The sequence below is a fragment of the Musicola paradisiaca NCPPB 2511 genome, from assembly GCF_000400505.1.
In the GTDB taxonomy this organism is placed as follows: Bacteria; Pseudomonadota; Gammaproteobacteria; order Enterobacterales; family Enterobacteriaceae; genus Musicola; species Musicola paradisiaca.
The window spans coordinates 2,116,854-2,138,899 of record NZ_CM001857.1; the positions used below are offsets into that span (position 1 = coordinate 2,116,854).

General features: G+C 61.5%; 20 protein-coding genes. 16 read left to right on the plus strand and 4 right to left on the minus strand.

Translation table 11 applies throughout. The annotated features are described in order from the left end of the window. Nucleotides 1-23: 23 nt before the first annotated feature. Nucleotides 24-803: a DeoR/GlpR family DNA-binding transcription regulator gene (locus DPA2511_RS09245; RefSeq protein WP_012765403.1), complete on the minus strand. Its 780-nt coding sequence runs from the start codon at nt 801-803 to the stop codon at nt 24-26. Between the two features lie 101 nt (nt 804-904). On the opposite strand from DPA2511_RS09245, the gene hisN reads away from it, so the two are divergent. From hisN to DPA2511_RS09260, 3 genes are read left to right on the plus strand one after another with little or no spacing between them, the layout of a single operon-like run. After that, a complete protein-coding gene (gene hisN, locus DPA2511_RS09250) occupies nt 905-1,714 on the plus strand; it encodes a histidinol-phosphatase (RefSeq protein ID WP_023638275.1) in 810 nt (269 codons plus the stop codon). 46 nt (nt 1,715-1,760) lie between these two features. Then, a complete protein-coding gene (locus DPA2511_RS09255; RefSeq protein WP_012765405.1) occupies nt 1,761-2,921 on the plus strand; it encodes an MFS transporter in 1,161 nt (386 codons plus the stop codon). Nucleotides 2,922-2,951: 30 nt separating this feature from the next. Beyond that, the gene (locus DPA2511_RS09260; RefSeq protein WP_012765406.1) at nt 2,952-3,761 is read left to right on the plus strand and encodes an HAD-IIB family hydrolase; all 810 of its coding nucleotides are present in this window, start codon (nt 2,952-2,954) and stop codon (nt 3,759-3,761) included. On the opposite strand, the gene DPA2511_RS21450 is transcribed toward DPA2511_RS09260, so the two are convergent. Further along, a complete protein-coding gene (locus DPA2511_RS21450; protein WP_196805859.1) occupies nt 3,724-4,848 on the minus strand; it encodes an NAD/NADP-dependent octopine/nopaline dehydrogenase family protein in 1,125 nt (374 codons plus the stop codon). The genes DPA2511_RS09260 and DPA2511_RS21450 overlap by 38 nt on opposite strands. Nucleotides 4,849-5,271: 423 nt before the next feature. Further along, nucleotides 5,272-6,237 carry a LysR substrate-binding domain-containing protein gene (locus DPA2511_RS09270; protein ID WP_012765408.1) on the minus strand — a complete coding sequence of 322 codons (966 nt, stop codon included), beginning with the start codon at nt 6,235-6,237 and terminating at the stop codon, nt 5,272-5,274. A gap of 749 nt (nt 6,238-6,986) precedes the next feature. Here DPA2511_RS09270 and DPA2511_RS21455 point away from each other — a divergent pair. The 11 genes from DPA2511_RS21455 (at nt 6,987) to DPA2511_RS09320 (ending at nt 16,623) form a co-directional block, all read left to right on the plus strand. After that, nucleotides 6,987-8,000 (plus strand): NAD(P)/FAD-dependent oxidoreductase, encoded by a 1,014-nt coding sequence (locus DPA2511_RS21455; protein WP_318903385.1) that lies wholly within the window; start codon nt 6,987-6,989, stop codon nt 7,998-8,000. Then, nucleotides 7,993-8,835 carry an alpha/beta fold hydrolase gene (locus DPA2511_RS09280; protein ID WP_012765410.1) on the plus strand — a complete coding sequence of 281 codons (843 nt, stop codon included), beginning with the start codon at nt 7,993-7,995 and terminating at the stop codon, nt 8,833-8,835. Before DPA2511_RS21455 ends, DPA2511_RS09280 begins: the two co-directional genes overlap by 8 nt. Further along, nucleotides 8,835-9,755: an ABC transporter permease gene (locus DPA2511_RS09285; protein ID WP_012765411.1), complete on the plus strand. Its 921-nt coding sequence runs from the start codon at nt 8,835-8,837 to the stop codon at nt 9,753-9,755. Before DPA2511_RS09280 ends, DPA2511_RS09285 begins: the two co-directional genes overlap by 1 nt. 12 nt (nt 9,756-9,767) lie before the next feature. After that, nucleotides 9,768-10,625, plus strand: coding sequence for an ABC transporter permease (locus DPA2511_RS09290; protein WP_012765412.1), 858 nt, complete (start codon nt 9,768-9,770; stop codon nt 10,623-10,625). Further along, nucleotides 10,622-11,824, plus strand: coding sequence for a M24 family metallopeptidase (locus tag DPA2511_RS09295; protein ID WP_012765413.1), 1,203 nt, complete (start codon nt 10,622-10,624; stop codon nt 11,822-11,824). The genes DPA2511_RS09290 and DPA2511_RS09295 overlap by 4 nt, the downstream gene beginning before the upstream one ends. 4 nt (nt 11,825-11,828) lie before the next feature. Continuing rightward, nucleotides 11,829-12,833, plus strand: a complete 1,005-nt coding sequence (locus tag DPA2511_RS09300) for an ABC transporter ATP-binding protein (protein ID WP_012765414.1) — start codon at nt 11,829-11,831, stop codon at nt 12,831-12,833. Beyond that, nucleotides 12,830-13,753 (plus strand): ABC transporter ATP-binding protein, encoded by a 924-nt coding sequence (locus DPA2511_RS09305; RefSeq protein ID WP_012765415.1) that lies wholly within the window; start codon nt 12,830-12,832, stop codon nt 13,751-13,753. Before DPA2511_RS09300 ends, DPA2511_RS09305 begins: the two co-directional genes overlap by 4 nt. A 101-nt stretch (nt 13,754-13,854) precedes the next feature. Then, on the plus strand, nt 13,855-15,354 hold the full coding sequence (locus tag DPA2511_RS09310; RefSeq protein WP_012765416.1) for an ABC transporter substrate-binding protein: 1,500 nt from the start codon (nt 13,855-13,857) through the stop codon (nt 15,352-15,354). A 119-nt stretch (nt 15,355-15,473) separates the two neighbouring features. After that, a complete protein-coding gene (locus tag DPA2511_RS24100; protein ID WP_264176042.1) occupies nt 15,474-15,605 on the plus strand; it encodes a hypothetical protein in 132 nt (43 codons plus the stop codon). A 36-nt stretch (nt 15,606-15,641) separates the two neighbouring features. Then, nucleotides 15,642-15,833 carry a carboxymuconolactone decarboxylase family protein gene (locus tag DPA2511_RS21460; protein WP_196805860.1) on the plus strand — a complete coding sequence of 64 codons (192 nt, stop codon included), beginning with the start codon at nt 15,642-15,644 and terminating at the stop codon, nt 15,831-15,833. A gap of 1 nt (nt 15,834) precedes the next feature. Next, nucleotides 15,835-16,623: a VOC family protein gene (locus DPA2511_RS09320; protein WP_023638278.1), complete on the plus strand. Its 789-nt coding sequence runs from the start codon at nt 15,835-15,837 to the stop codon at nt 16,621-16,623. Nucleotides 16,624-16,691: 68 nt separating this feature from the next. Here the strand turns inward: DPA2511_RS09320 and DPA2511_RS09325 are convergent, their stop codons facing one another. Then, entirely contained in the window at nt 16,692-18,650 is a 1,959-nt protein-coding gene (locus DPA2511_RS09325) for a methyl-accepting chemotaxis protein (protein WP_012765419.1), read from the minus strand. A 740-nt stretch (nt 18,651-19,390) separates the two neighbouring features. On the opposite strand from DPA2511_RS09325, the gene DPA2511_RS09335 reads away from it, so the two are divergent. Beyond that, nucleotides 19,391-20,977, plus strand: coding sequence for an ABC transporter substrate-binding protein (locus DPA2511_RS09335; protein ID WP_012765420.1), 1,587 nt, complete (start codon nt 19,391-19,393; stop codon nt 20,975-20,977). 82 nt (nt 20,978-21,059) lie between these two features. Further along, complete coding sequence (locus DPA2511_RS09340) at nt 21,060-22,046, plus strand: ABC transporter permease (protein ID WP_012765421.1); 987 nt, start codon at nt 21,060-21,062, stop codon at nt 22,044-22,046.

A 22,046-nucleotide genomic window follows, 5' to 3' on the forward strand; every position in this document is an offset into this window, starting at 1 on the left:
GCGCAGAGGAAGAACGGCGGTTTTCATTGCCTGGCAGTGAACTGGATATTAAGGGCTTTGCCGACGAATCCCGCCAGTTTATCCAGCGACAGATCCTGTTCTACCACCAGCGTGGTGATATCGCTGCAGTCGGCAACGCGATAGCGGGCGACAGCGGGAATTTTTTCCGAGGTGATGGCAATGATCACTTCATTGCTCTGGCGCACTGCCGCCTGCTTGAGCTCTGCATCCTGAAAGTTAAACACCGTGACGCCCGCTTCGGCATCCAATGCGCAGGCGCCCAGCACACATTGATCGAAATAGATTGCTGCAAGCTGTTGCTGCGCGGTGGCCCCCAGTGAACCACCGCTCAATGTATCGAGGCGGCCTCCCAACATAATCACTTCGACGTTGGGATGATTGATCAACGCCAGCGCAATGGCTGGCGAACCGGTCACTACCGTCAGCGCGATATCCGGCGCCAGCGCTTTGGCCACCTCCAGGTTGGTAGAGCCGGAATCGATAAAGATACAGCCGCCGCTGCGGATGAGCGCGGCGGCGGTCTTTCCCAACTGGGTTTTGCCGGCGCTGCTGTCGTTAACCCGGTGGGTGAAATTGCCCGAGGACGGCGAAATGCTGACCGCGCCGCCGTACACGCGCTTGCACACGCCTTCCCGCGCCAGCTCTTGCAGATCGCGCCGGATGGTGTGTTCGGACACCTGTAGCGTTTGCGACAGCATGGCACAGACGACCCGACCTTCCTTCTGCAGTAGCTCCCGGATTAGGGATTGCCGTTGTTCCGGGAAAGAGGCATAATCGAGCATAAAAAATCCTTATATTTCGGGGATAATCGAGCAAAACGAGCATATTCAAGCGTTGCTTGCTGCGTTTGTCAATATCACTGCAACCTAAAGGTGGAATAATGATGCGACAGCCACTGCCAGAAATCGCTTTTTTCCATGAATTGGCCGATGCCGCCAGCCGGGAAACGTTGCCGCGCTTCCGGTCACGGCAGAATTTGCATATCGGCAGTAAACCTAAAGAGGGGTTTCGTTTTGATCCGGTGACGGATGCGGATCGGGAAGCGGAACGGGTGATTCGCGCGTTGATTGCTGCGCGTTACCCTGAACACGCCATGCTGGGGGAGGAGTTCGGCGCCACCGGCAGCGGCGATCTTCAATGGATACTGGATCCGGTGGACGGTACCCGCCCATTCCTGTGCGGTCTGCCGGTATGGGGCACGTTGATCGGCTTGTTGGATAGCGGCCGGGCAGTGATGGGCATGATGAGCCAGCCGTTTACCGGCGAGCGTTTCTGGGCTGACGGCGAGAAGGCATGGTATGGCGGGCCGCAGGGGGAAATACGTCAACTGGAGACTCGTCAGCATGTGTCGCTCGATCAGGCCATCGTGCATACCACCTCACCGGAGCCGATCAGCCGTTATCCGCATGTGCATTTCCACGAGTTGACCGAACGCACGTTGATGACGCGCTACGGTGGTGAGTGCTACGCCATGGCGATGCTGGCTGCCGGGCAGATCGACATTTGTCTGGAATATGCCTTGCAGCCTTATGATATTGCGGCGTTTATCCCCATTGTCGAGCAGGCGGGCGGCAGAGTGACCACGTTAGCGGGGGCACCGGCTGAGGCCGGCGGGACAGTGCTGGCCTGCGGTTGTCCACCGCTGCACGATGAGGTGCTCCGGGTGCTCAACGGTGGATACGCCGTCGGGTGAACAGCGCGCTTGTTGAATAAATAACAGTCAGGATGGATGAGGGCAGATGAGCGTGTTGACCAATGCAATGCGGCAGGATGATGCCTTGCTCGCCCGGCGCGAACAATCGGCGACGCGGGCGATGTTTTTTCTGGCCGGGTTCGCCACGGCGGCGTGGGGGGCGCTGGTGCCTTTCGCCAAGCTCAATACCGGTGTTAACGACGGTATGCTGGGCGTTCTGTTGTTGTGCCTCGGCGGCGGCGCGCTGGCGGCGATGCCGACCAGCGGCCTGCTGACCACCCGCTTCGGCTGCCGGCGGGTATTGGTTGTCGCGGTGCTGGCGTTTTGTCTGGTGCTGCCGCTGCTGGCGGTGATTTCCCACGTCGGGGCATTGGCCGTCGCGCTGCTGTTCTTCGGCGTCGGCGTCGGTATCACCGACTGCGCGATGAACATCCAGGCGATTCTGGTGGAGAAGGCGGCGGGGCGGCCGATGATGTCCGGCTTCCACGGGTTTTACAGCGTCGGCGGCATCGCGGGCGCGGTGGCCATGAGCGGCATGATGTCGGGCGGTATGTCGGCATTAGCCGCCAGTGCAGCCGTCGCATTGCTGGTGCTGGCACTGTTGGTGAAGCACCGCCGTGGCTTGTTGACCTACGCCAATCCGCCGGAAGGCCCGGCATTCGCCATCCCGCGCGGCGCAGTGTTGTTGCTTGGCGGTATCTGCTTCGCCCTGTTTCTGGCGGAGGGATCGGTACTGGACTGGAGCGCGGTCTTCCTCACCGAATACCGTGGTATGCCGGATACATTGGGGGCGCTGGGGTTCGCCTGTTTCGCCGCCGCGATGACGCTGGGGCGGCTGACCGGCGATCGCGTCGTCAGCCGTCTGGGGCCGCACCGGGTGGTTACTGTGGGCGGCGTGCTGGCGGCGTTCGGCTTGTTGATCGCGGTGATGATCCCTGCCTGGCCTCTGACGCTGCTGGGTTACGCGCTGGTCGGCATGGGATGCGCCAACATCGTACCGGTGATGTTTACCGCCATCGGCCGCCAGACCAGCATGCCGCAGGCCGCAGCGGTGCCGGCCGTGACTACGCTGGGATACGTGGGCGTGCTGGCAGGGCCTGCCGGCGTAGGCTTTATCGCGCATCACAGCGGTTTGCCCGCCGCATTTCTGGTGGTCAGCGCGTTATTGGCGACGGTAGCGTTGGTGTCCCGAGCCGTGACCATGTAACGGGGGCGAGTACGCCTTACGGAGACAGTGATGATCAAATTGATAATTACCGATCTTGATGGAACCTTCTTGAACAGCGCCGGCGATTTCAACCGCATGTTGTTTCCCGACGTTAACGCGCTGATGCAGCGTAAAGGCGTGCATTTCGCACCCTGTACCGGCAAGCAGTGCGACCGGGTGGAAGAACTGTTCGGCGCGTCGGCGGCGGATTTCTGGATCCTGGGCGACAGCGCCACCCGCATCAAACACCGGGGGCGGTATGCCTACCAGTCGCTAATCGATAATGCGCTCGGCCGGGAGATGATCGCGACGCTAGAAGCCGTTAATCAGGAGCCGGTGATCATCGCCTGTACCCCCAACGGCGCGGTGCTGAAAGATTCGCTGGCGCCGGCGATGATCGAAAAAGTCAAAAAATCCTATGCCACTGTCCGGCTGGTGCCGGATTTCAACGCCGTAACGGATGATTTTGTCAAAATCTCCCTGTTCGATGAAAACGGACGTTGCCATCAGACCCGTACTCATCTCGCACCTTATGACGATCGCGCTTATATCGTGGTGTCCGAAGCGGCCTGGATCGATATCGCCGATGCCGGGGTACATAAAGGCAGCACCGTGGCCCGGTTGCAGGACATGTTGCAGGTAACGCCGCAAGAAACCGCGGTTTTTGGTGACGGGTTAAACGACATCGAGTTGATGCGTTGCGGCGATTACAGCTTCGCCATGCGCAATGCGTTTGAGGAAACCAAAGCCGCCGCCCGTTTTATCACGCGCTCCAACGACGACGACGCAGTGATGCACACCATCATCCAACTGCTGAACCTGCAACCGGACGCGGCGTAGCGCAGATCAGGCGTAGCCCTGGCGGATGCGTCGCCGGAAGGCGTCCGGCGGCAGGGTATCCAGCGCCAGTGCGGGCAGGATGTTGTTTTGCTCGCGCAGATCCTGCCCCCCAGATGGCGCTGGCGACATGGATGGCGGCGGTGTGCAACGGCAGCGGCAGCCCGGCGTAACGGGCGATCGCCTCGGCGAACACCAGCCCGTAGGGGGTATCTTCCAGAATAAACCGGGTGTCCAGCGTTTGCGGCCCCGCCGGGCCGCCGCGGCGGCGGTGCAGCTCGGCGGCGATATCCGCCAGTTCTTGTTGCGGCAGGTCGAATGACTGCCGAAAGTGCTCTTCAATACTGTGCAACGACAGACCGAACGCCGCCGCCAATTGCTGCCGCTCCTGCTCCAGCGCGCCAATCAGCCGCGCCACGCCGTCGGTCAGGTAGTGATACTGCGGCCAGCTTTCATGGCGCTCCATGCGGGTCACATTACAGAGCGCCAGCCCGAGGTGGGCAATCGGGTTGATATTGATGAGCGATGTCGCCAGGACGTCGGATTGCGCCCGGAAGCGCGCGCCGAACAGCCCGGCGCACAGCGCGATGCTCTGCGCGTTGTGGGTTATCGGCAGGGTGGCGACATCCACGAACTGGCGGGCCGCCATGATGGCGACGGAGTGGCCATCCGGTTGGCGCCGGGCGGTCAGCAGCGTGGTGCCCCAGGTGATGATCGGCAGCGTAAGGCCGCGTGTCGCCAGCTGCTCCGCCAGATAGAGCGCGCTGAGCGAGCAGGCGCTGTTGATGATAACCGACTGGCCCGGCTGCAAATGGGGCGCCAGCGCGTCCATCACCGCCCGGTGGCCATAGCCGGGCACGCACAGCAGGACGACCGGCGCATCCGCCACCGCCTGCGCGATATCCGGCGTGACCGCCAGCCGGTACTGCCCGGCGAGGATCCCCGTACAGGTCAGCGCGCCTGCGTCTTGCAACGCCAGCAGTTCGTCCGCCACGGCCGACCACAACACTGGCGTATGCCCGGCGTGCGCCAGCCAGCCCGCGCTGGCCAGGCCGATATTGCCGGCTCCCAGAATAGTGACTTTCATCATTGAGTCCTTACCACGAATCGGATGTCGTCCGGGTTATCTTTGCTCTGGTTATATTTGCGATAGCGTATTCCGCCCGGCGGGCATGAATAATTCCCCTCGGTGGATGGAAATAACGGAATGATGCTCCAGCACCGCCCGGCAGGCGCGCTCAGATAGCGCGAGGCCTGAAACCAGTGCGCACGAAGCCCGTCCCGCCAGCGGCGGTAATGTATCTTCGTCGGTAGCCGACGGTATTTTTATGCTTTACGCGCATGATTCATTCATTAATTGCCGATGAATGAATAGGGCGGAAATCTCTTTGTCCTGCGCGATATACCCGGATAAGCGATGTTTAATTCCGGTGATGATTATCGCTATCTCCCGGAATTTACGCCGCGCCGTTTGATCCCTGTGGTCGCCCCGCGTGCCTCGATGCCTGGCTGCCTAGTTATTCAGCGTGGTCATGATGCGGTGATGATCGTCTGAATGAAACAGGGCAAACGCCGGCAAGCGTTCCCGGGCGCTGGCCTCCAGCGCGTCGATCAGTTGCAGCACCGGGGTTCTTGGCGTTCGGGACTGCGGCGTCACCACGCCGAAGTGGTAGGGAATGTCCGTATCCAGTTCCCGAATCGCCAGCCCGTCCAGCGGCAGGCCGTAGGCCGTCACCGGCTCGGTAATCGCCGCGCCCAATCCGGCGCGCACGCAGGACAGAATGGTGGCGGAAGAATTGGTTTCGATCACGTACCGGGGTTTGATGCCCGCTTTTTTCAGCACCTGTTCAAAGCGGTTGCGCAGCCGGTACGGGTTGTACAGCGTAATCAGCCGACGACTGGCCAGCGCCTGCAACGCCACCACCGGCGCCTGCGCCAGCGGATCGTTATCGTTGAGCACTACCACGCAGCGGGATTGGCCAATCCAGTGGCGATTCACATTCTGATGCTCCAGCGGCAGGCTGCTGATGGCCAGGTCGGCATGTCCTGCAATCACCGCCTGCAACGTTTGCTCGGCGGATTGGCTGAGCAGTTGTAACGGTGCGGTCAGCGTCAGCCGCGCCAGCGCCTGCGGCAGCAGGCCGACCGACATCGCCGGGGTGGCGGCCACCACCAGCGGTTTCTCTTCGTCGTCGGCGATCTCCCGTACCCGGACTTGCACCTGCCGCAGCGAGATCAGCGCATGCTCTACCGATTCGTGCAACTGATACGCCTGCTCGGTCGGGGTAATGCGCGGCCCGTTGCGCTGAAACAGCGGATAACCGATTTTGCTTTCGAATTCCTGAATCAGACGGGTCACAGCCGGTTGGGAACGATGCAGCAGCTTGGCCGCCGCGGTAATGCTGCCGGCGGAAATCACCGTGGCGAAGGCTTCCAACTGGCGTAAATCCAGATCGTCCAACAGGGGGGTATGGGCCATGACGCCGTCTTCCGTCCGTTGTGGTTTTTTCACAGGGTCTCCCGCATAGCTCGTTGACGCACTCCGTGTCTTCCCGACGGGAAAACGCGGCGGGATTATCACCAACGCGCGCTCTATCCATCGTGAGCCTGGTCAATTTTGGCGACAGGATGCGGCATTTTCCCCCTGATGTATATGCAATTTTCCTCATAACCTCAGCGTTTTTTATCATTAATTAAACAAATCAATACGCGATAATAATGTGTAAAACACATATTTGGCGGATGTTCGTCCGTCGCATGATTGAACACAGGAGTTGGAATCCATGGCGTCACGACAGGGGGGCGGGTTGCTCGCGTTGGAAGCCCGATTGAAAGAGGAACTGCAATGGCTGGAATTGCCCGCTCGGCCCTGGGTGCCGCCGCGACAAACGGCGCAGGGGCAACCGGTGCTGGATGTGGCGATTCTGGGGGCCGGCATGTGCGGATTAGCCGCCGCGGCGGCGTTGCGGCTGGCGGGGGTGGACAATGTGCGCTGCTTCGACCGGGCGGGCGCCGGGCGTGAAGGGCCGTGGAAAACCTACGCGCGCATGGCGACGCTGCGCTCGCCGAAACAACTAACCGGCCCGGCGCTGGGGTTGGCGTCGCTGACATTTCGCGCCTGGTATCAGGCACAGTTCGGCGAACACGCCTGGGATGCGCTGGACAAGATCCCCCCGCACCCAGTGGATGGATTATCTGGTCTGGTATCGTCGGGTGCTGGATCTGCCGGTGCAGAACGACACCGAAATCACCCGGATCCTGCCGGGTACGGACGGGCTGCTGGCGCTGGAAACCCGCCATCTGACCCGCGGCGAGGTGCGACGCTACTACGCACGCCGGGTGGTGGTGGCGAGCGGGCGCGATGGATTAGGCGGGCCGTATGTGCCGGTTATCGCCGAAACGCTGGATCGGCGCTACTGGGCGCACACCTCCGACGCCATCGACTTTGACGCTCTGCGCGGTAAACGTGTGGCGGTGATCGGCGCGGGCGCCTCGGCGATGGACAATGCCGCCGAAGCGTTGGAGCGTGGGGCAGGCGAAGTGCACCTGTTTTTCCGGCGGCAGGATATCCCGCGTATCAACAAATTCACCGGCATTGCCAGTCAGGGGGTGGTGCAGGGTTTTCTGGGGCTCAGCGACGACTGGAAGTGGAAATTTCTGCATACCACGCTGGCGGCCCAGACGCCGCCGCCGCGGGATTCCACCCTGCGGGTGTCGCGTCATGCCAACGCCTTTTTCCATGCCGGCAGCTCGGTCGAGGCGTTGACCACGACGGATGGCGCGGTACGCCTGACGACGCCCAAAGGCGACTGGTCAGTTGATTTCGTGATTTTCGCCACCGGTTTTCAGGTGGATTTGCCGCAGCGTAGCGAACTGGCGCACTTCATTCCGGCCATCAAACAGTGGCGCGATGTGTTTACGCCGGCGGCGGGTCTGGAAAACGCGGAGCTAGCGGCGGCGCCCTATCTGGGGCCGGCGTTCGAGTTTCAGGCCAAAACGCCGGAACAAAGCCCGCTGCTGGCGCGGATCCACTGTTTCAATTACCCCTCGACCCTTACCCACGGCAAGCTGTCCGGCGATATTCCGGCGGTGAGCGACGGCGCTCGCCGGCTGACGCAGGGCATTATCCGCAGCCTGTTCGTGGAGGACAGAGAACAACACTACGCCGACCTGCTGGCGTTTGAGACGCCGGAGTTGTTGGGCGACGAATGGCGCGACGCCGACGAGGTGCGGCATGGCTGAGATGGTCGTCAACGGCGCCTCGCTGGTGTACGCGCAGGCGGGAGAATCACATCCGCAAGCCATCATTATCCTGCACGGTGGCCGCGGTATCGGCGATCACCGCGGTGACTTTCAGGCGTTTCTGCCGCTGGCGGATCGCTACCATCTTATCGCCTACGATCAGCGCGGCTGCGGGCGGTCGAGCCTGACGCCGCCGTTGACCTTCGACCAGTTGGTGGACGATCTGGACGCGGTGCGTCGGCAACTGGCCGGCGATAAGCCGGTTATCGTGATCGGCGGTTCCTTCGGCGGGATGATCGCCCTGAGCTATGCGCTGAAATATCCGCAAGGGCTATCGCATCTGATTCTGCGCGGTACCGCCCCCAGCCATCACCACGAGGCGCAGGCCATCGCCAACTTCAACGCGCGGTTGCACAAAGCGCCCAGCGCATCGCTGGCCATGATCGACAAGCTGTTTTCCGACCGCGTGACGGATGACGTCGAACTGCGCCTGATCTGGCTGGCGTTGCAGCCGCTGTATTACGAGCAGTTTGACGCCGATGCCGCGCTGGAACGCACCCGCACGCTGTCGCTGCACGTCACAACCCACAATGCGTTGTTCGCCGACAAAGCCTATGACCTGCGCCACCGTCTGGCGGATATCCAGGCGCCGACGCTGGTGGTGGTGGGCGGCGAAGACTGGATCTGCCCGCCGGCGCAATCCCGGCTGATCGCCGAAGGCATTCCGGGGGCGCGCTATCTGGAGATCGCCGGCGCCAATCATCCGGTGCATATCGAGCAGAACGCCCGCGTTCTGGCGGCGATCCGCGCCTTCCTGTCGCCGCAGGAGGTGTGATGGCGCGCTTTATTCTGGTTCGGCTGTTGGAGGCGCTGATCGCCGTCTGGGGCGTGGTGACACTGGTGTTTTTCATCACCCGCGTACTGGGGGATCCCACCGTGCTGCTGTTACCGGTGGGTGCCGGGCAGGCGGAGCTGGACGCCTTGCGCCATGCGCTGGGGCTGGATCTCCCGTTGTATCAACAGTACGCCCGCACGCTGTGGGCCATGCTGCACGGGGATTTCGGCGTCTCGTTTCAGTACATGCAGCCGGCGTTTGAGGTGGTGCTACGGCATATGCCCGCCACCGTGACGCTGGCGCTGACGGCGCTGCTGTTCGGGGTGCTGCTGGGCGCGGCGGCGGGTGCGGTCGCCGCCCTGATGCGCGGCACGCTGCTGGAGCTGGTGGTGATGGTGGCGGCGTTGCTGGGGCAGGCGACGCCGGTCTTCTGGCTGGGCGTGATGCTGATCCTGCTGTTTTCGGTGCAACTGGGCTGGCTGCCCACCGGCGGCGCGGGCGGCGTGCGCCATGTGGTGCTGCCCGCCGCCACGCTGGCGGTGTTCGTCACCGCCTCCATCGCCCGTCTGCTGCGCTCCGCCATGCTCGATACCCTGCGGGAGGACTATGTGCGTACCGCCCGCGCCAAAGGGCTGTTGCCGCATACGGTGTTTTTCTGGCACGTGGCGCGTAACGCGCTGATCCCGGTCGTCACCATGGTGGGTATTATCGCCGGCGAGCTGCTGGGCGGCTCGGTGGTGACGGAAACGGTGTTCGCCTGGCCCGGCGTCGGACGGCTGATCGTGCAGGCGATTCAGGTACACGATTTCCCGGTGATCCAGGCCGGCGTAGTGGTGGTCGCCGTGCTGTTCATCGCCATCAATGTGATGGTGGACATGTTGTACGGCGTGCTTGACCCGCGTATTTCCCATCGTCGTTAAGGAGGCTACGCGATGAAAACCGTTATTTGGGCGCTGAGCCGCCACCGCGGCGGCCTGTTTGGTCTGGCGATGATCCTGTTGCTGTTGGCGGCGGCGCTGGCGGCGCCCTGGTTCGGGTTGCCGTCGCCCACCCAGTCAAACCTGCTGCTGCGCATGCAGCCGCCGAGCTGGAGTGGGCTACTGACGCCGGGGGCGCATCCGCTGGGCACCGATGAGCTGGGGCGCGACGTGTTGTCACGGCTGTTGTTCGGCAGCCGCATCACGCTGACGGTGGCGCTGAGCGCGGTGCTGCTGGGCGGTGTCGTCGGCGTGCTGCTGGGCATGCTGGCCGGGTACTACGGCGGGCTTATCGATCGTGTGCTGATGCGGCTGGTGGATATTCAACTGGCGTTGCCGCTGATGTTGTTGGCGCTACTGGTGGTGGCGGCGCTGGGGCCGTCGTTGCAGAACCTGGTGTTGGTGCTGGCGCTGACCAGTTGGATCCGCTTTGCCCGCATCATTCGCGGGCAGACGCTGTCGCTGCGCGAACGGGAGTTCATCTTGTCGGCGCAGGCCATCGGCGCGAGCGGCTGGCGCATTCTGCTGCGCCATCTTCTGCCCAACGTACTGACGCCCGCGTTGGTGGTGGCGACGCTGGAGCTGGCGCGCATCATCATCATGGATGCGGCGCTGTCGTTTCTCGGGCTGGGGGTGCAGCCGCCTGCGCCAAGCTGGGGGCGGATGCTGGCGGACGGGCGGGTTTACTTGTCCAGCGCCTGGTGGATCGTCACCTTTCCCGGCCTGAGCATTCTGCTCACGGTATTGAGCGTCAACCTGCTGGGCGATGGGTTGCGCGACTATTTTGACCCGACATTGAGGAACCAACGATGAATTCACCGCTGCATACTTCTGCCGCGTCGCGGCTTCCGGCCCGTGTCGAGCGTGTTCGCCGCGCGATGGCGGCGCAAGGGGTCGACGTCATGGTGTGCTTCAAGCCGGAGCACAGTTTCTACCTCAGCGGGTTTAACCCGATTATCTATTCCCACCCGGTGATCGCCATTGTCGCCGTCGGGCTCGACCCGATCATGCTGGTGCACGCACTGCGCGACAACCACGGACGCGGCAGTGCCTGGGTGAGCGATGTGCGTCTGTACGGCGCTTGGTCGAACAAGGTGACGCTGGGCGCCGACTGGCAGACCGCGTTGGCGGCGATTCTGGGCGATCTCGGCCTGGCGAATAAAACCGTCGGCATCGAAGAGGATTTTCTGTCGTTGCGACGCGCTCATGAACTGCGGCAGACGCTGCCGCAGGCGAGTTTTACCGACATTTCGGCGCTACTGGAACAGGCCCGCCTGATCAAGGACGCGGATGAAATTGCCCACGCCCGTATCGCCGCGCGTCTGGCCGACCGGGGGATGGACGCGGCGATTGCCGCGGTCGCCGCCGGCGGCAACGAACGGGACATCAGCCTGGCATCCACCACCGCCATGCAACAGTTATGGGCGCAGGATTATCCGCAGGTGGAAGTGTGCGACTTCGGCTCGCTGGAAGGCGGCGTCCAGAGCGGGCTGGCGACCTGGGCGCTGGCGGGGGAACGGCTGTTTTTCAACTGCGACAACCCGACCACGCGCCGGCCGCAGCCGGGCGAAACCGTCGGCATCTTCATCTGGAGCATCGCCAACGGCATCCATGCGGAAAACGAGCGCACGGTGGCGCTCGGCCCGCTGGCAGGCCCGCAACGGCGGCTGTTGGATACCATCCTGACGATTCGCAGCGAGGTGGATGCGCTGATCCGCCCCGGCACGCCCTATCGGGAGCTGTTTCTGGCGGTGAAATCCCGGCTGACGGCGCACGGGTACGGCGACTACATTCCCGGCCGCATCGGCCACGGCATCGGGTTAGGGGCGCATGAGCACGCCTCGTTGGACTCGCGATCGTCGCTGGTGCTGGCGCCGGGCATGTTGATCACCTTTGAGCCGAACCTGCGGGTGCCGGGCGTTGGGGGCACCCAGATTTCCGATACCGTGCTGATTACCGACGGGGGGCGCGAATACTTGACGCGCACCGCCGGCGGCTACCTTGAGGTGTAACGTCATGGCGTTGCTGGAAGTCAAAAATCTGAGCGTGGTGTTTGACGGCGCCGCCGGGCCGATACGGGCGGTGAACGATCTGTCCTATACGCTGACGGCCGGCGAGACGCTGGGGATCGTCGGCGAGTCCGGCTCCGGTAAAAGCGTGCACGCGCTGGCGATGGTCGGGCTGCTGGCGTCGGCGGGGCGGGTGACGGCCGGCGAGGTCTGGTTCGACGGCCGCGACCTGCTGCGGCTTTCGCGGCGAGAGCGGCGCACGGTATGGGGCCGGGAGATCGGCTTTGTGTTTCAGGATCCGATGACCTCGCTCAACCCGGTGCTGACCATTGAGCGTCAAGTGACGGAGCCATTGCGGCGTCATCTGGGATTGTCGGCGCGCGCGGCGCGGGAGCAGGCGGTCGATCTGCTGGATCAGGTGGGGATCGTCAATCCGCGTCAGCGCTTGGGCCAGTACCCGCACGAGTTTTCCGGCGGTATGCGCCAGCGGGTGATGATTGCCATCGGCATCGCCTGCCGTCCGAAGCTGCTGATCGCCGATGAAGCCACCACCGCGCTGGATGTCACCGTCCAGGCGCAGATTCTGGCGCTGGTGCGCGACCTGAAACGGCAAATCGGCACCACCGTTATCTGGATTACCCACGACATGGGCGTGGTGGCCGGGCTGGCGGATACCGTTCAGGTGATGTACGGCGGCCGCATCATGGAGCGCGGCCCGGTGGAGGCCATTTTCGACGCGCCGCACAGCGCCTATACCTGGGGGCTGCTGAAATCGCTGCCGACCATTGCCCGGCGCGGCGCCGGGCGGTTGTACCCGATCCCCGGCAATCCGCCGGATCCGGCCCGCCTGCCGCCGGGCGATCCGTTCGCGCCCCGCAATCCGTTCGCCACCGAGCGCTGCTTTCGGGAAGTCCCGCCGCTGCGCCAGGTCGCGGGCGGCGCGCCCGGCCATCAGGTGGCGGCCTGGTACGATTTGCCTGCGCTGCTGGCGGCGCAGGGAGGTGCGGCATGACCCATGAGACACTCAACCCGACGCCGCTGCTGCGCGTCGAAGGATTACGGAAAACCTACCGCCCGACGGGCTGGCTCCAGGGCGGCGAGACGCCGCACAAGGCGGTGGACGGCCTCAGCTTCGATATTTGGCCGGGAGAAACGCTGGGGCTGGTGGGGGAGTCCGGTTCGGGCAAAAGCACCACCGGGCGACTGGTGCTGCAACTGGAGCGGCCCGACCGCGGCGAGATTCTCTTTGACGGCCAGCGCCTGAACGGGCTGTCGCCGCGGCAGCTCAAGCCCTATCGGCGCGATATGCAGATCATTTTTCAGGATCCCTATTCCGCGCTCAACCCGCGCATGACCGTCGGCGACATCGTGGCGGAGCCGCTGGTGGTGCACCGGTTGGCAACCGGCGCGCAGGCGCGGCGCGAGCGGGTGGCGGAGCTGTTCCGGCTGGTGGGATTGTCGCCGGATTTCATGCGGCGCTACCCGCACGAGTTTTCCGGCGGTCAGCGTCAGCGGGTTTGCATCGCCCGGGCGATTGCGCTGCGCCCGCGCTTTATCGTCGCCGACGAACCTATTACCGCGCTGGATGTGTCGATTCAGGCGCAAATCGTCAACCTGTTTCAGGATTTGCAGGAGCAGTTGGGCCTGACCTATCTGTTCATCGCGCACGATCTGGCGATGGTGCGCTACCTGTGTCACCGGGTGGCGGTCATGCTGCGCGGGCGGATCGTGGAGATGGGGCCGACGGAAGCCCTGTTCACGCACCCGCGCCACCCGTATACCCAGGCGCTGCTGTCCGCCATTCCGGTGCCCGATCCGCGTATTGAGCGGCAACGACGGCCGCTGAGCGTGGATATCGCCGCCTGCCTGCCGGATGCGCCGATGCAATGGCGGGAAGCGGCGCCGCAGCACTTTGTCCTGCAACCACAATGACTTATAAATAAATGACTTATAAATAAATAATTTATAAAACAATAACCTACACCACAATGACCGACAACCACCATAAATCATGCTTCAACCAGGGGATTCACATGAAGAGAACGATAATATCGCCCAGGGCGACCGTCGCCATCGCTGCGGCGTTGATGTTTTCCAGCGTCGCCGGGGCGCAGACCGCCCGTATTGCGCTCGGCACCACCGTCAATACGCTGGATCCGCACATGACCGCGTCGGTCGGCACCGACCTGAGCGTGCTCAGTCACATTTACCCGGCGCTGGTGCTGCGTGGGCCGGATCTGAAACTGCATCCGGAACTGGCGACGTCGTGGCAGGCGGTGAACGATACCACCTGGCGCTTCACGCTGCGTCCGGGGGCGAAATTCGCCGACGGCGAACCGCTGGACGCAGCGGCGGTGAAGTGGAATCTGGATCGGGTGCGCGACCCGAAAGTCAACGCCCGCATCAAAGCCTGGTTTACGCAGGTTTCCGACGTCAAGGTGATTTCCCCCACCGAGCTGGAGGTGATCACCGCGTCGCCATATCCCGGTTTTGTCGATCAGATCTCTATGTTCCTGTTGTTGCCGCCGACGTGGGCCGGCAGCCATAACCCGGCGACGGAAACCCTGTCCGGCGGCCGTTATGTGCTGGCGGAAAACGTGCCGGGCGACCACCTGACGCTGAAGGCCAACCCAGACTTTTTCGGCGCCAAACCGACGTTTGATACCGTCGAGTTTCGCATTATTCCGGAATCGGCCAGCCGCATCGCCGCGTTACTGACCGGGGAGGTATCGCTGATTACCGGCATCCCGACGGCGGAGCTGGCGCGCATCAACCAAAGCGGCAAAGCGGAGGCCGGCGCGGTGCCGTCGATGCGCAGTGTGATGATCAAGTTCAATACCGAGCAGGCGCCGCTGGATAACAAGACGGTGCGGCAGGCGCTCAACTACGCGGTGGACAAAAACGCGATTTCCCAGGTGCTGTTCGACGGTCAGGCGCCGGTTTCCCAGTGCCAGGTGCTGACGCCGTCCTATTTCGGTTACAACCCGGCGCTCAAGGCGTATGACTACAACCCGGACAAGGCGCGCCAACTGCTGAAGCAGTCCGGGGCCGACCTGTCCCGGAGTATTACGCTGGACGTGCCTTCCGGCACCTACCTGCAGGGCAACGAAGTCGCGCAGGTGGTGGCGGCGCAGTTGGGCGAGGTCGGGCTGAAAGTGACCATCAATCAGCTGGAGTTCAGCAGCTACATGAACAAATACCTGAAGACCCATGAGCTGGCGCCGACGTCGCTGCTGGCGCAGGCTTGGCCGACGCTGGATGCCGACGGCTTGCTGACGCTATTTGCACCGGGCAACAACTATGCGTACTGGCACCACGCCGGCTTTGGTCAGGCACTGGCGAACGGGCGCGCGGGCATCGACCCGGCGAAGCGGCTGGCGGCCTACCGCCAGGCGACGGAAATCATGTGCGATGAAGCGCCGGTGATCTTCCTGTATGCCCAGCCCGCTACCTACGGCGTGGCAAAAAACGTCCACTGGGCCAAACGCGGTGATGACTGGGTGCGCGCTTTCGACCTGACGCCGGCGCAATAACACATCTAAAGAACATCGTGTAAAGAACACCGGGCCGAACCGGCCGGTATTGATGCGGCATGCGGTTGCCGTGTCGTAGCGAGAAAGGCCGCCCGAGTGGCTGACAACAGGAGGAATGCATGAAGAATGACGATCAGGATTGTGGTGAACCGGTCTCGCCGGTCTGGATCCGCAGGGCGCGCTGTCTGCGCTGCGCCGGCGGCGCCCGGAGTGGGTCGCCGGCATTGCCGATTGCCGCCACAGCGTGCTGATGCCCGCCGACGGCGGTGGTGGATTTTTGCCGCGCTTTGTCGCAGTCGCCGGTGGCGGCCTCGACCGAGCAGGTACAGGCGTTGCAAGACGCGGGCTTCAGCCGCGAGGACATTCTGGCGTTGATCCATGCCGCGGCGATTTTCGGCTGGGCCAATCGGTTGATGCATACGCTGGGGCATGCGGGGAAAACCGCGTCGCCGCAGGTTTCAGTCACTAACAGGAGCTGATATGCGACTCTTTCTCGATCACCTGGTGTTGAACACCCACTACGATACCGACGGCGCTGCGGCGCTGTTCCGACAACTGGGCTTTACGCTGACGCCCAAAGGCCATCATTCGCTTGGGTCGGTGAACCATCTGGTGCTGTTGGGCGACAGTTATCTGGAACTGCTTGGCCTACCGGCCGAGCAAACGCCGCAGCGACAGGAGCTGTTGGCGGGGCCGCGCGGATTGGATGGGGTGGTGTTCCGCAGTCAGAATATTGACGCCAGCGCCGCCGCGCTGCAGACGGCGGGGTTGGCGATTCAGCCGGTACGCCATTTTTCGCGCCCGGTGATACTTAATGGTGAATCCCATCCAGCGCGTTTTAGCACCGTCCATCTGGCGGCCGAGCTGTTTGTGGAAGGCCGGGTCTATTTCTGTCAGCACCATACGCCGGAGCTGGTGTGGCGTGACGAATGGCGGCGCCACGCCAACGGCGTAACGCATCTGAGCCGACTGGTGGGGGTGACGGCGGCGCCGGACGACGCGGCGCGCCGCTTTCAGGCGCTGGGGGATCTGGATGTGGCGTTCGCGCTGGAGTTTGTCACGCCGACGGCGTTCGGCGAACGCTATGCCGAATTGCCGCCGCCCGGCGGCGGGCGAACCAGTCAGTTTACGGTACTGCGGCTGCATGGCGGCGATCGTCCGGCGCTAGCCCGGCAGGCCGAGCAGGTTCCGTTACCCTGCCACGTCGAGCCGCAGCGGCTGTTGGTCGCTTTGCCCGCGTTCAATACGCTATTGGAATTTGTGGATTAATCGGCGTCTCGCGCCAAACGTAACGCCGTACCGACGGCGGCAGGGCATTCCCGCCGCGTCGGCATAGATTAGAAGGATTCCCACCGATCGTCGTCGGCAACGGGCGGGGCCGGTTTTTTCAGCGCGGGGGCGGCGCTTTTCGCGGTTTCCAGCGCGGATACAGGTCGGTTGCCGGCCGGCTGGGCAGTGGTCGGCTGCGCATTTAGCCGGAAGACGGCCACGGCCTGCTCCAGCGCCGCCGCTTGTTCCTCCAGCGAGTTGGCCGCCACAGACGATTGTTCCACCAGCGCGGCGTTTTGCTGGGTGGTGGCGTCCATTTCCGTCACGGCCTGCGATATCTGGTTGATACCGCGGCTCTGCTCGTCGGAGGCGGAGGCGATTTCATTCATGATGTCATGAACCTGCGTCACTGAACGGATGATCGCGTCCATCGCCTTGCCCGCACGTTCGACCAACGCCGAGCCGGCATCAACACGACCGACCGATTCGCCAATCAGGGATTCAATCTCTTTGGCCGCCTGCGCGCTGCGTTGCGCCAGCGTCCGCACTTCCCCGGCGACAACCGCAAAACCACGGCCTTGTTCTCCGGCGCGGGCGGCTTCTACGGCGGCGTTCAGCGCCAGGATGTTGGTCTGGAACGCGATGCCGTTGATAACTGAGGTGATTTCGGATATCCGCCTGGAACTGCCGGCGATATCGTTCATGGTGGTGACGACTTGCGTGACGATATTGCCGCCCTGGGTGGCGTTAGCGGAGGCTTCCGCCGCCAACTGTGAGGCGTGGTGGGCGTTATCGGCGTTTTGTTTCACGGTGGAGGTGAGTTGCTCCATGCTGGCGGCGGTCTCGACAATTGCGGCGGATTGCTGTTCGGTGCGGGACGACAGATCGGTATTTCCGGCGGCTATCTCGATGGAGGTGGCGGCGACGCTGGTTACGCCGACGCGGATGTCGCGAATCATGGCGTTCAGCTTTTGGCTCATCTCATCCATGGTGGCCATCAATCGCCCTAACTCATCATGATGCTGGGCGGTGATGGTGGCGGTGAGATCACCGCCGGCGATGCGCTGGGCAACAGCCAGGCTCTGACTCAGCGGATGCGTGATTTGCCGGGTAATGTGCCACGACATCAATACTCCCAACAAAATGATGATGATGCTGGTCGCCAGCAATTCCTGTTGGGCGTTGCGCGTGGTATGGGAAACCTGCTCCAGCTGCTGGCGATACAGTGCGCCAGAGGCATTGTCCAACGTCGCCGCCGAACTGACCAGAATACGCGCGGCGTCGTTTTCCGCGTTAAAAGCGGTCATATAATCAGTGATGTAGCGGTCGTAGGCGGAGAAAACGCTCCATGCCTGATTCAGCCAGGCTTGCTGTTCGGGTGAAAAATGCGTCAGCGCGGCGTTCACGATACCGGCTGCACGGTTGAGCGATTGGTGCAGATCGCTTCCTACCTGAGCAGAGGGGGTGATCAACAGGGCATAGGTCAGGTCGCGGATGTCGATCAGTTGCTCGTGCACGGCGAGGTATTCCTGTCGCGTATCCGCAGCCAGATTGGCTGCGGCAAAGCGGTTTTTTAAGGTATTGATGGCCTCGGCGCTGCGGGCCGTGTTGAGCTGGTCGCCGGCGATATCGCGCTGCCGGCTGGCTTTGAGCAAATCGTCGCGAGCGGCGGCATAGGTCTTATAGGCATCGTTAAGTTGGTTCAATAATGTGTGGGCGCTGTCGTCCCATTTCATGGCGCTGGCCTGCGCCAATTGTTCGGCGATTTTTTTCAGCAGTTCGCCATTTCTGGTCATGGAGTTGTAATCACGGGTGTACTGGAAATTCAAACGAACACGGCGCAGTTCATCCAAGGTATTATTAATATCGTTGCTAATAATGGATTTATTTTCGTAAGTATCAATGCTGATAAAGCTATTAATTCCCGTTAGCGTGATGAGCGCAGACATTATCAGTATTACGCCAAATCCACAAGCAAGTTTGATGCCAACTTTTAAATTGTTAAATGATTGAATAATGGCACGCATAGGGTACTCCTGTTTGATTTTTATTATTTATTAACAAAAACAATACATTATATTATTTATATAATATTGTATGTGTGCGTGACTTTCATGTCGGTTGAGTTTACCGAGGGGAACTCAAGCTGGGCAAACCTCCTGTAACGGGCAGAGAATATAGTTGCATAATTTTTGGTAATATAAAAAGGGCGCATGAATAAAAAAGCAAGATTGTTTTTTTATACCACCCTTTCAACAGTGAAGCGTCCGGAGTTATTATTTTTTTATTCTTTTATTTATAATATCTATTATTGTACTTTTATCGAAACATGAATTTAACACTAACGTTATTATTAATTATCATTAATCACCTTTTTTATTATCATTAACCGTCTTTTTTATGGTTACTGCGTCCGCAGTACTGTCGGCATTCTCGCCTGTCATTATCCGTTTTTCCGCATTGCTTATCCGAAATTAAACGTTCGTTTCAAACAAGCGTTGGGTTAGTTTTGCCGCAGCGTAAGTCGCTGCGATGCAACGGCAATCCAGACTCAATAACCCACAGGATTCGGTATATGCACACCGGCATTTTTCCATACCGCTATGACGCCGGCCGGCGGCTGCAGCGATGTTGACCACCGGGCGCGGTTGATTGCCGCTGAACCGACATTGCGGATACCGGCCGCACGCCGAAGCAGACCCAATCATCATGCTGCCGCGACGCAACCCATGACCGGACATTACCCATTTCACCCAGGGATAACACGATGAATAAGAAATCGCTTTTTGCGGCATTGCTGGTGGCCGCATCGCTGTTTGGCGCGACGATCCAGGCGGCGGAGACGACGCCCAAACGCGGCGGTACGCTGAATTTTCTGGTCGAACCGGAACCGCCGGTACTGACATCGCTGGTCAATAGCGGCGGGTCGGTGATCAAGGTCAACGCCAAGGTGATCGAAGGGTTGCTGAACTACGACTTCAACATGAAGCCGATTCCGCAACTGGCGACCAGTTGGTCAGTGAGCCCGGACGGCAAACAGTACAGGTTCCATTTGCGCCAGGGCGTGAAATGGCACGATGGCAAGGATTTCACTTCCGCGGATGTAGCGTTCTCCATCCTGACGGTCAAAAAATACAATTCCCGCGGCCAGGGCACCTTTGCCAACGTCACCGAGGTGAAAACGCCGGATCCCTATACCGCCATCGTGGTGCTGTCGCAGCCCGCGCCCTACCTGATCAGCGCGTTTTCCGCCAACGAAGCGCCGATTGTTCCCAAACACCTGTATGACGGCACCGACATTCGCGCTAACCCTTACAACTCGGCGCCGGTAGGCACCGGGCCGTTCATCTTCAAAGAGTGGGTGCGCGGCAGCCATATTGTGTACGAGCGCAACCCCAACTACTGGGATCAACCGAAACCGTATGTGGATCGCCTGGTGGTGAAATTCATCCCTGACGCCGCCACTCGCCTGATTGCCTTCGAAACCGGCGCGCTGGATCTGGGTAGCGAGTCGCCGGTGCCGCTCAATGAGCTGGAACGCATCAAGAAAAACCCCAAACTGGCGATTGAAACCGGCGGCTATGGCTACGGCCCGACGCAGACCCGTATCGAGTTCAATCTGGATAATCCGTACCTGAAAAACCTGAAGGTGCGGCAGGCGATCGCCCACAGCATCAACCGCGATGTGCTGCGTAACGTGGTGTGGTACGGCTACGCCGTTAATTCGCCGACGCCAATTACCCCGGAGCTGGCGCAGTTCCACGACAGCGCGCCGTCGCCATATTCGTTCGACCTGAAAAAAGCCGAACAACTGCTGGATGAGGCCGGGTTTCCGCGTCAGGCCGACGGCATCCGTTTTCGTCTGGTGCATGATTACATGCCCTACGGCGATGGTTTCAAGCGCGTGGCGGAATACCTGAAATCCGCGTTGGCCAAAGTGGGGATCGGGGTCACTATTCGTTCACAGGATTTCGCTACCTACATCAAACGGGTGTACACCGACCGAGATTTTGACTTCACCAACCACTCTATCTCCAACCTGTTTGACCCGACGGTAGGCGTGCAGCGTCTGTACTGGTCGAAAGCGTTTAAACCCGGCGTCGCGTTCGGCAACGGTTCGCATTACGTCAACCCAGAGGTGGACAGACTGCTGGAACAGGCCGCAGTGGAAACCGACCCGGCCAAACGTGTGGAGGCGTTTCGCGCCTTCCAGCGCATCGTGGCGCAGGAGCTGCCGGACATCAACCTGTTGCAGCTTAAACGTCTGACCATCTACAACACGCGCGTTCACAACCCACTGACCGATATCCAGGGCGCCAACGGCAGCCTGGCGGAAATCTGGCTGGATCAATAACCCGTGAACTCGGAGCGCGCCGGTATGTGTCGGCGCGCTCCGGGTCGCTCCGTAAATGCCGCCTGTACATAGAAGGTGAGTGATGAGAAACATGGAACGCATCCGACGGGTACTGTGGCGCACGTTGCTGCATGCGGTGCCGGTGGCGATCGGCATCGTGATCGTGGTGTTCTTTTTGTTGCAGTTGGTGCCGGGCGATGCGGCCGATGTGCTGGCCGCCGAGGCGGGCAGCGCCACCGCCGAAACCATGGCGCAGATGCGTCGACAGTTTGGGCTTGATCTGCCGGTGCTGCATCAGCTGTACAACTATTTGTCCAACCTGGCGCATTTTAGCCTGGGGTTTTCGCCGCGTTACAACGCGCCGGTGACTGACTTGATTCTGTCTCGGCTGCCGCAGACGCTGTTGCTGATGCTGGCTTCGCAACTGGTGGCGATTGTGGTCGGGATCGCCCTGGGCGCGGTGATGGCGGTATGGGCGGGGAAATGGCCGGATCGGTTGCTGTCGTTGCTGGCGCTGCTGCTCTATTCCACGCCGGGGTTCTGGGTTGGCCTGATGGCGCTGATTCTGTTCTCGGTTCAGCTTGATTGGTTGCCGGGTGGCGGCAGCGCCACTATCGGCGTGGATCTGCACGGTTGGGGCTATTTGAGCGATCGGTTGCAGCATGCGGTGTTGCCGGTCGGCGCCCTGAGCAGCTTCTTCATCGCCATTTACGCCCGCCTGACGCGCGCGGCGATGCTGGAAATCGACCGGCAGGATTTTGTGCGCACCGCCCATGCCAAGGGGCTAAGCCCGTGGCGGGTGACGCTGCGCCATATTCTGCGCTGCGCGCTGTTGCCGGTGACGACGGTCGCCGGGATGCATATCGGCAACCTATTGGGCGGCGCGGCGGTGGTGGAAACCGTATTCAGCTGGCCGGGGTTGGGCCGGTTGGCGTTGGAGGCGGTGATGGCGCGCGATTTCAACGTGCTGCTGGGCGTACTGCTGCTGTCGGCCTTTTTGGTGATCGTCGCCAATATTTTGGTTGACGTGTTGCAAAGCTGGCTGGATCCCCGAATTAAGGCGAACTGA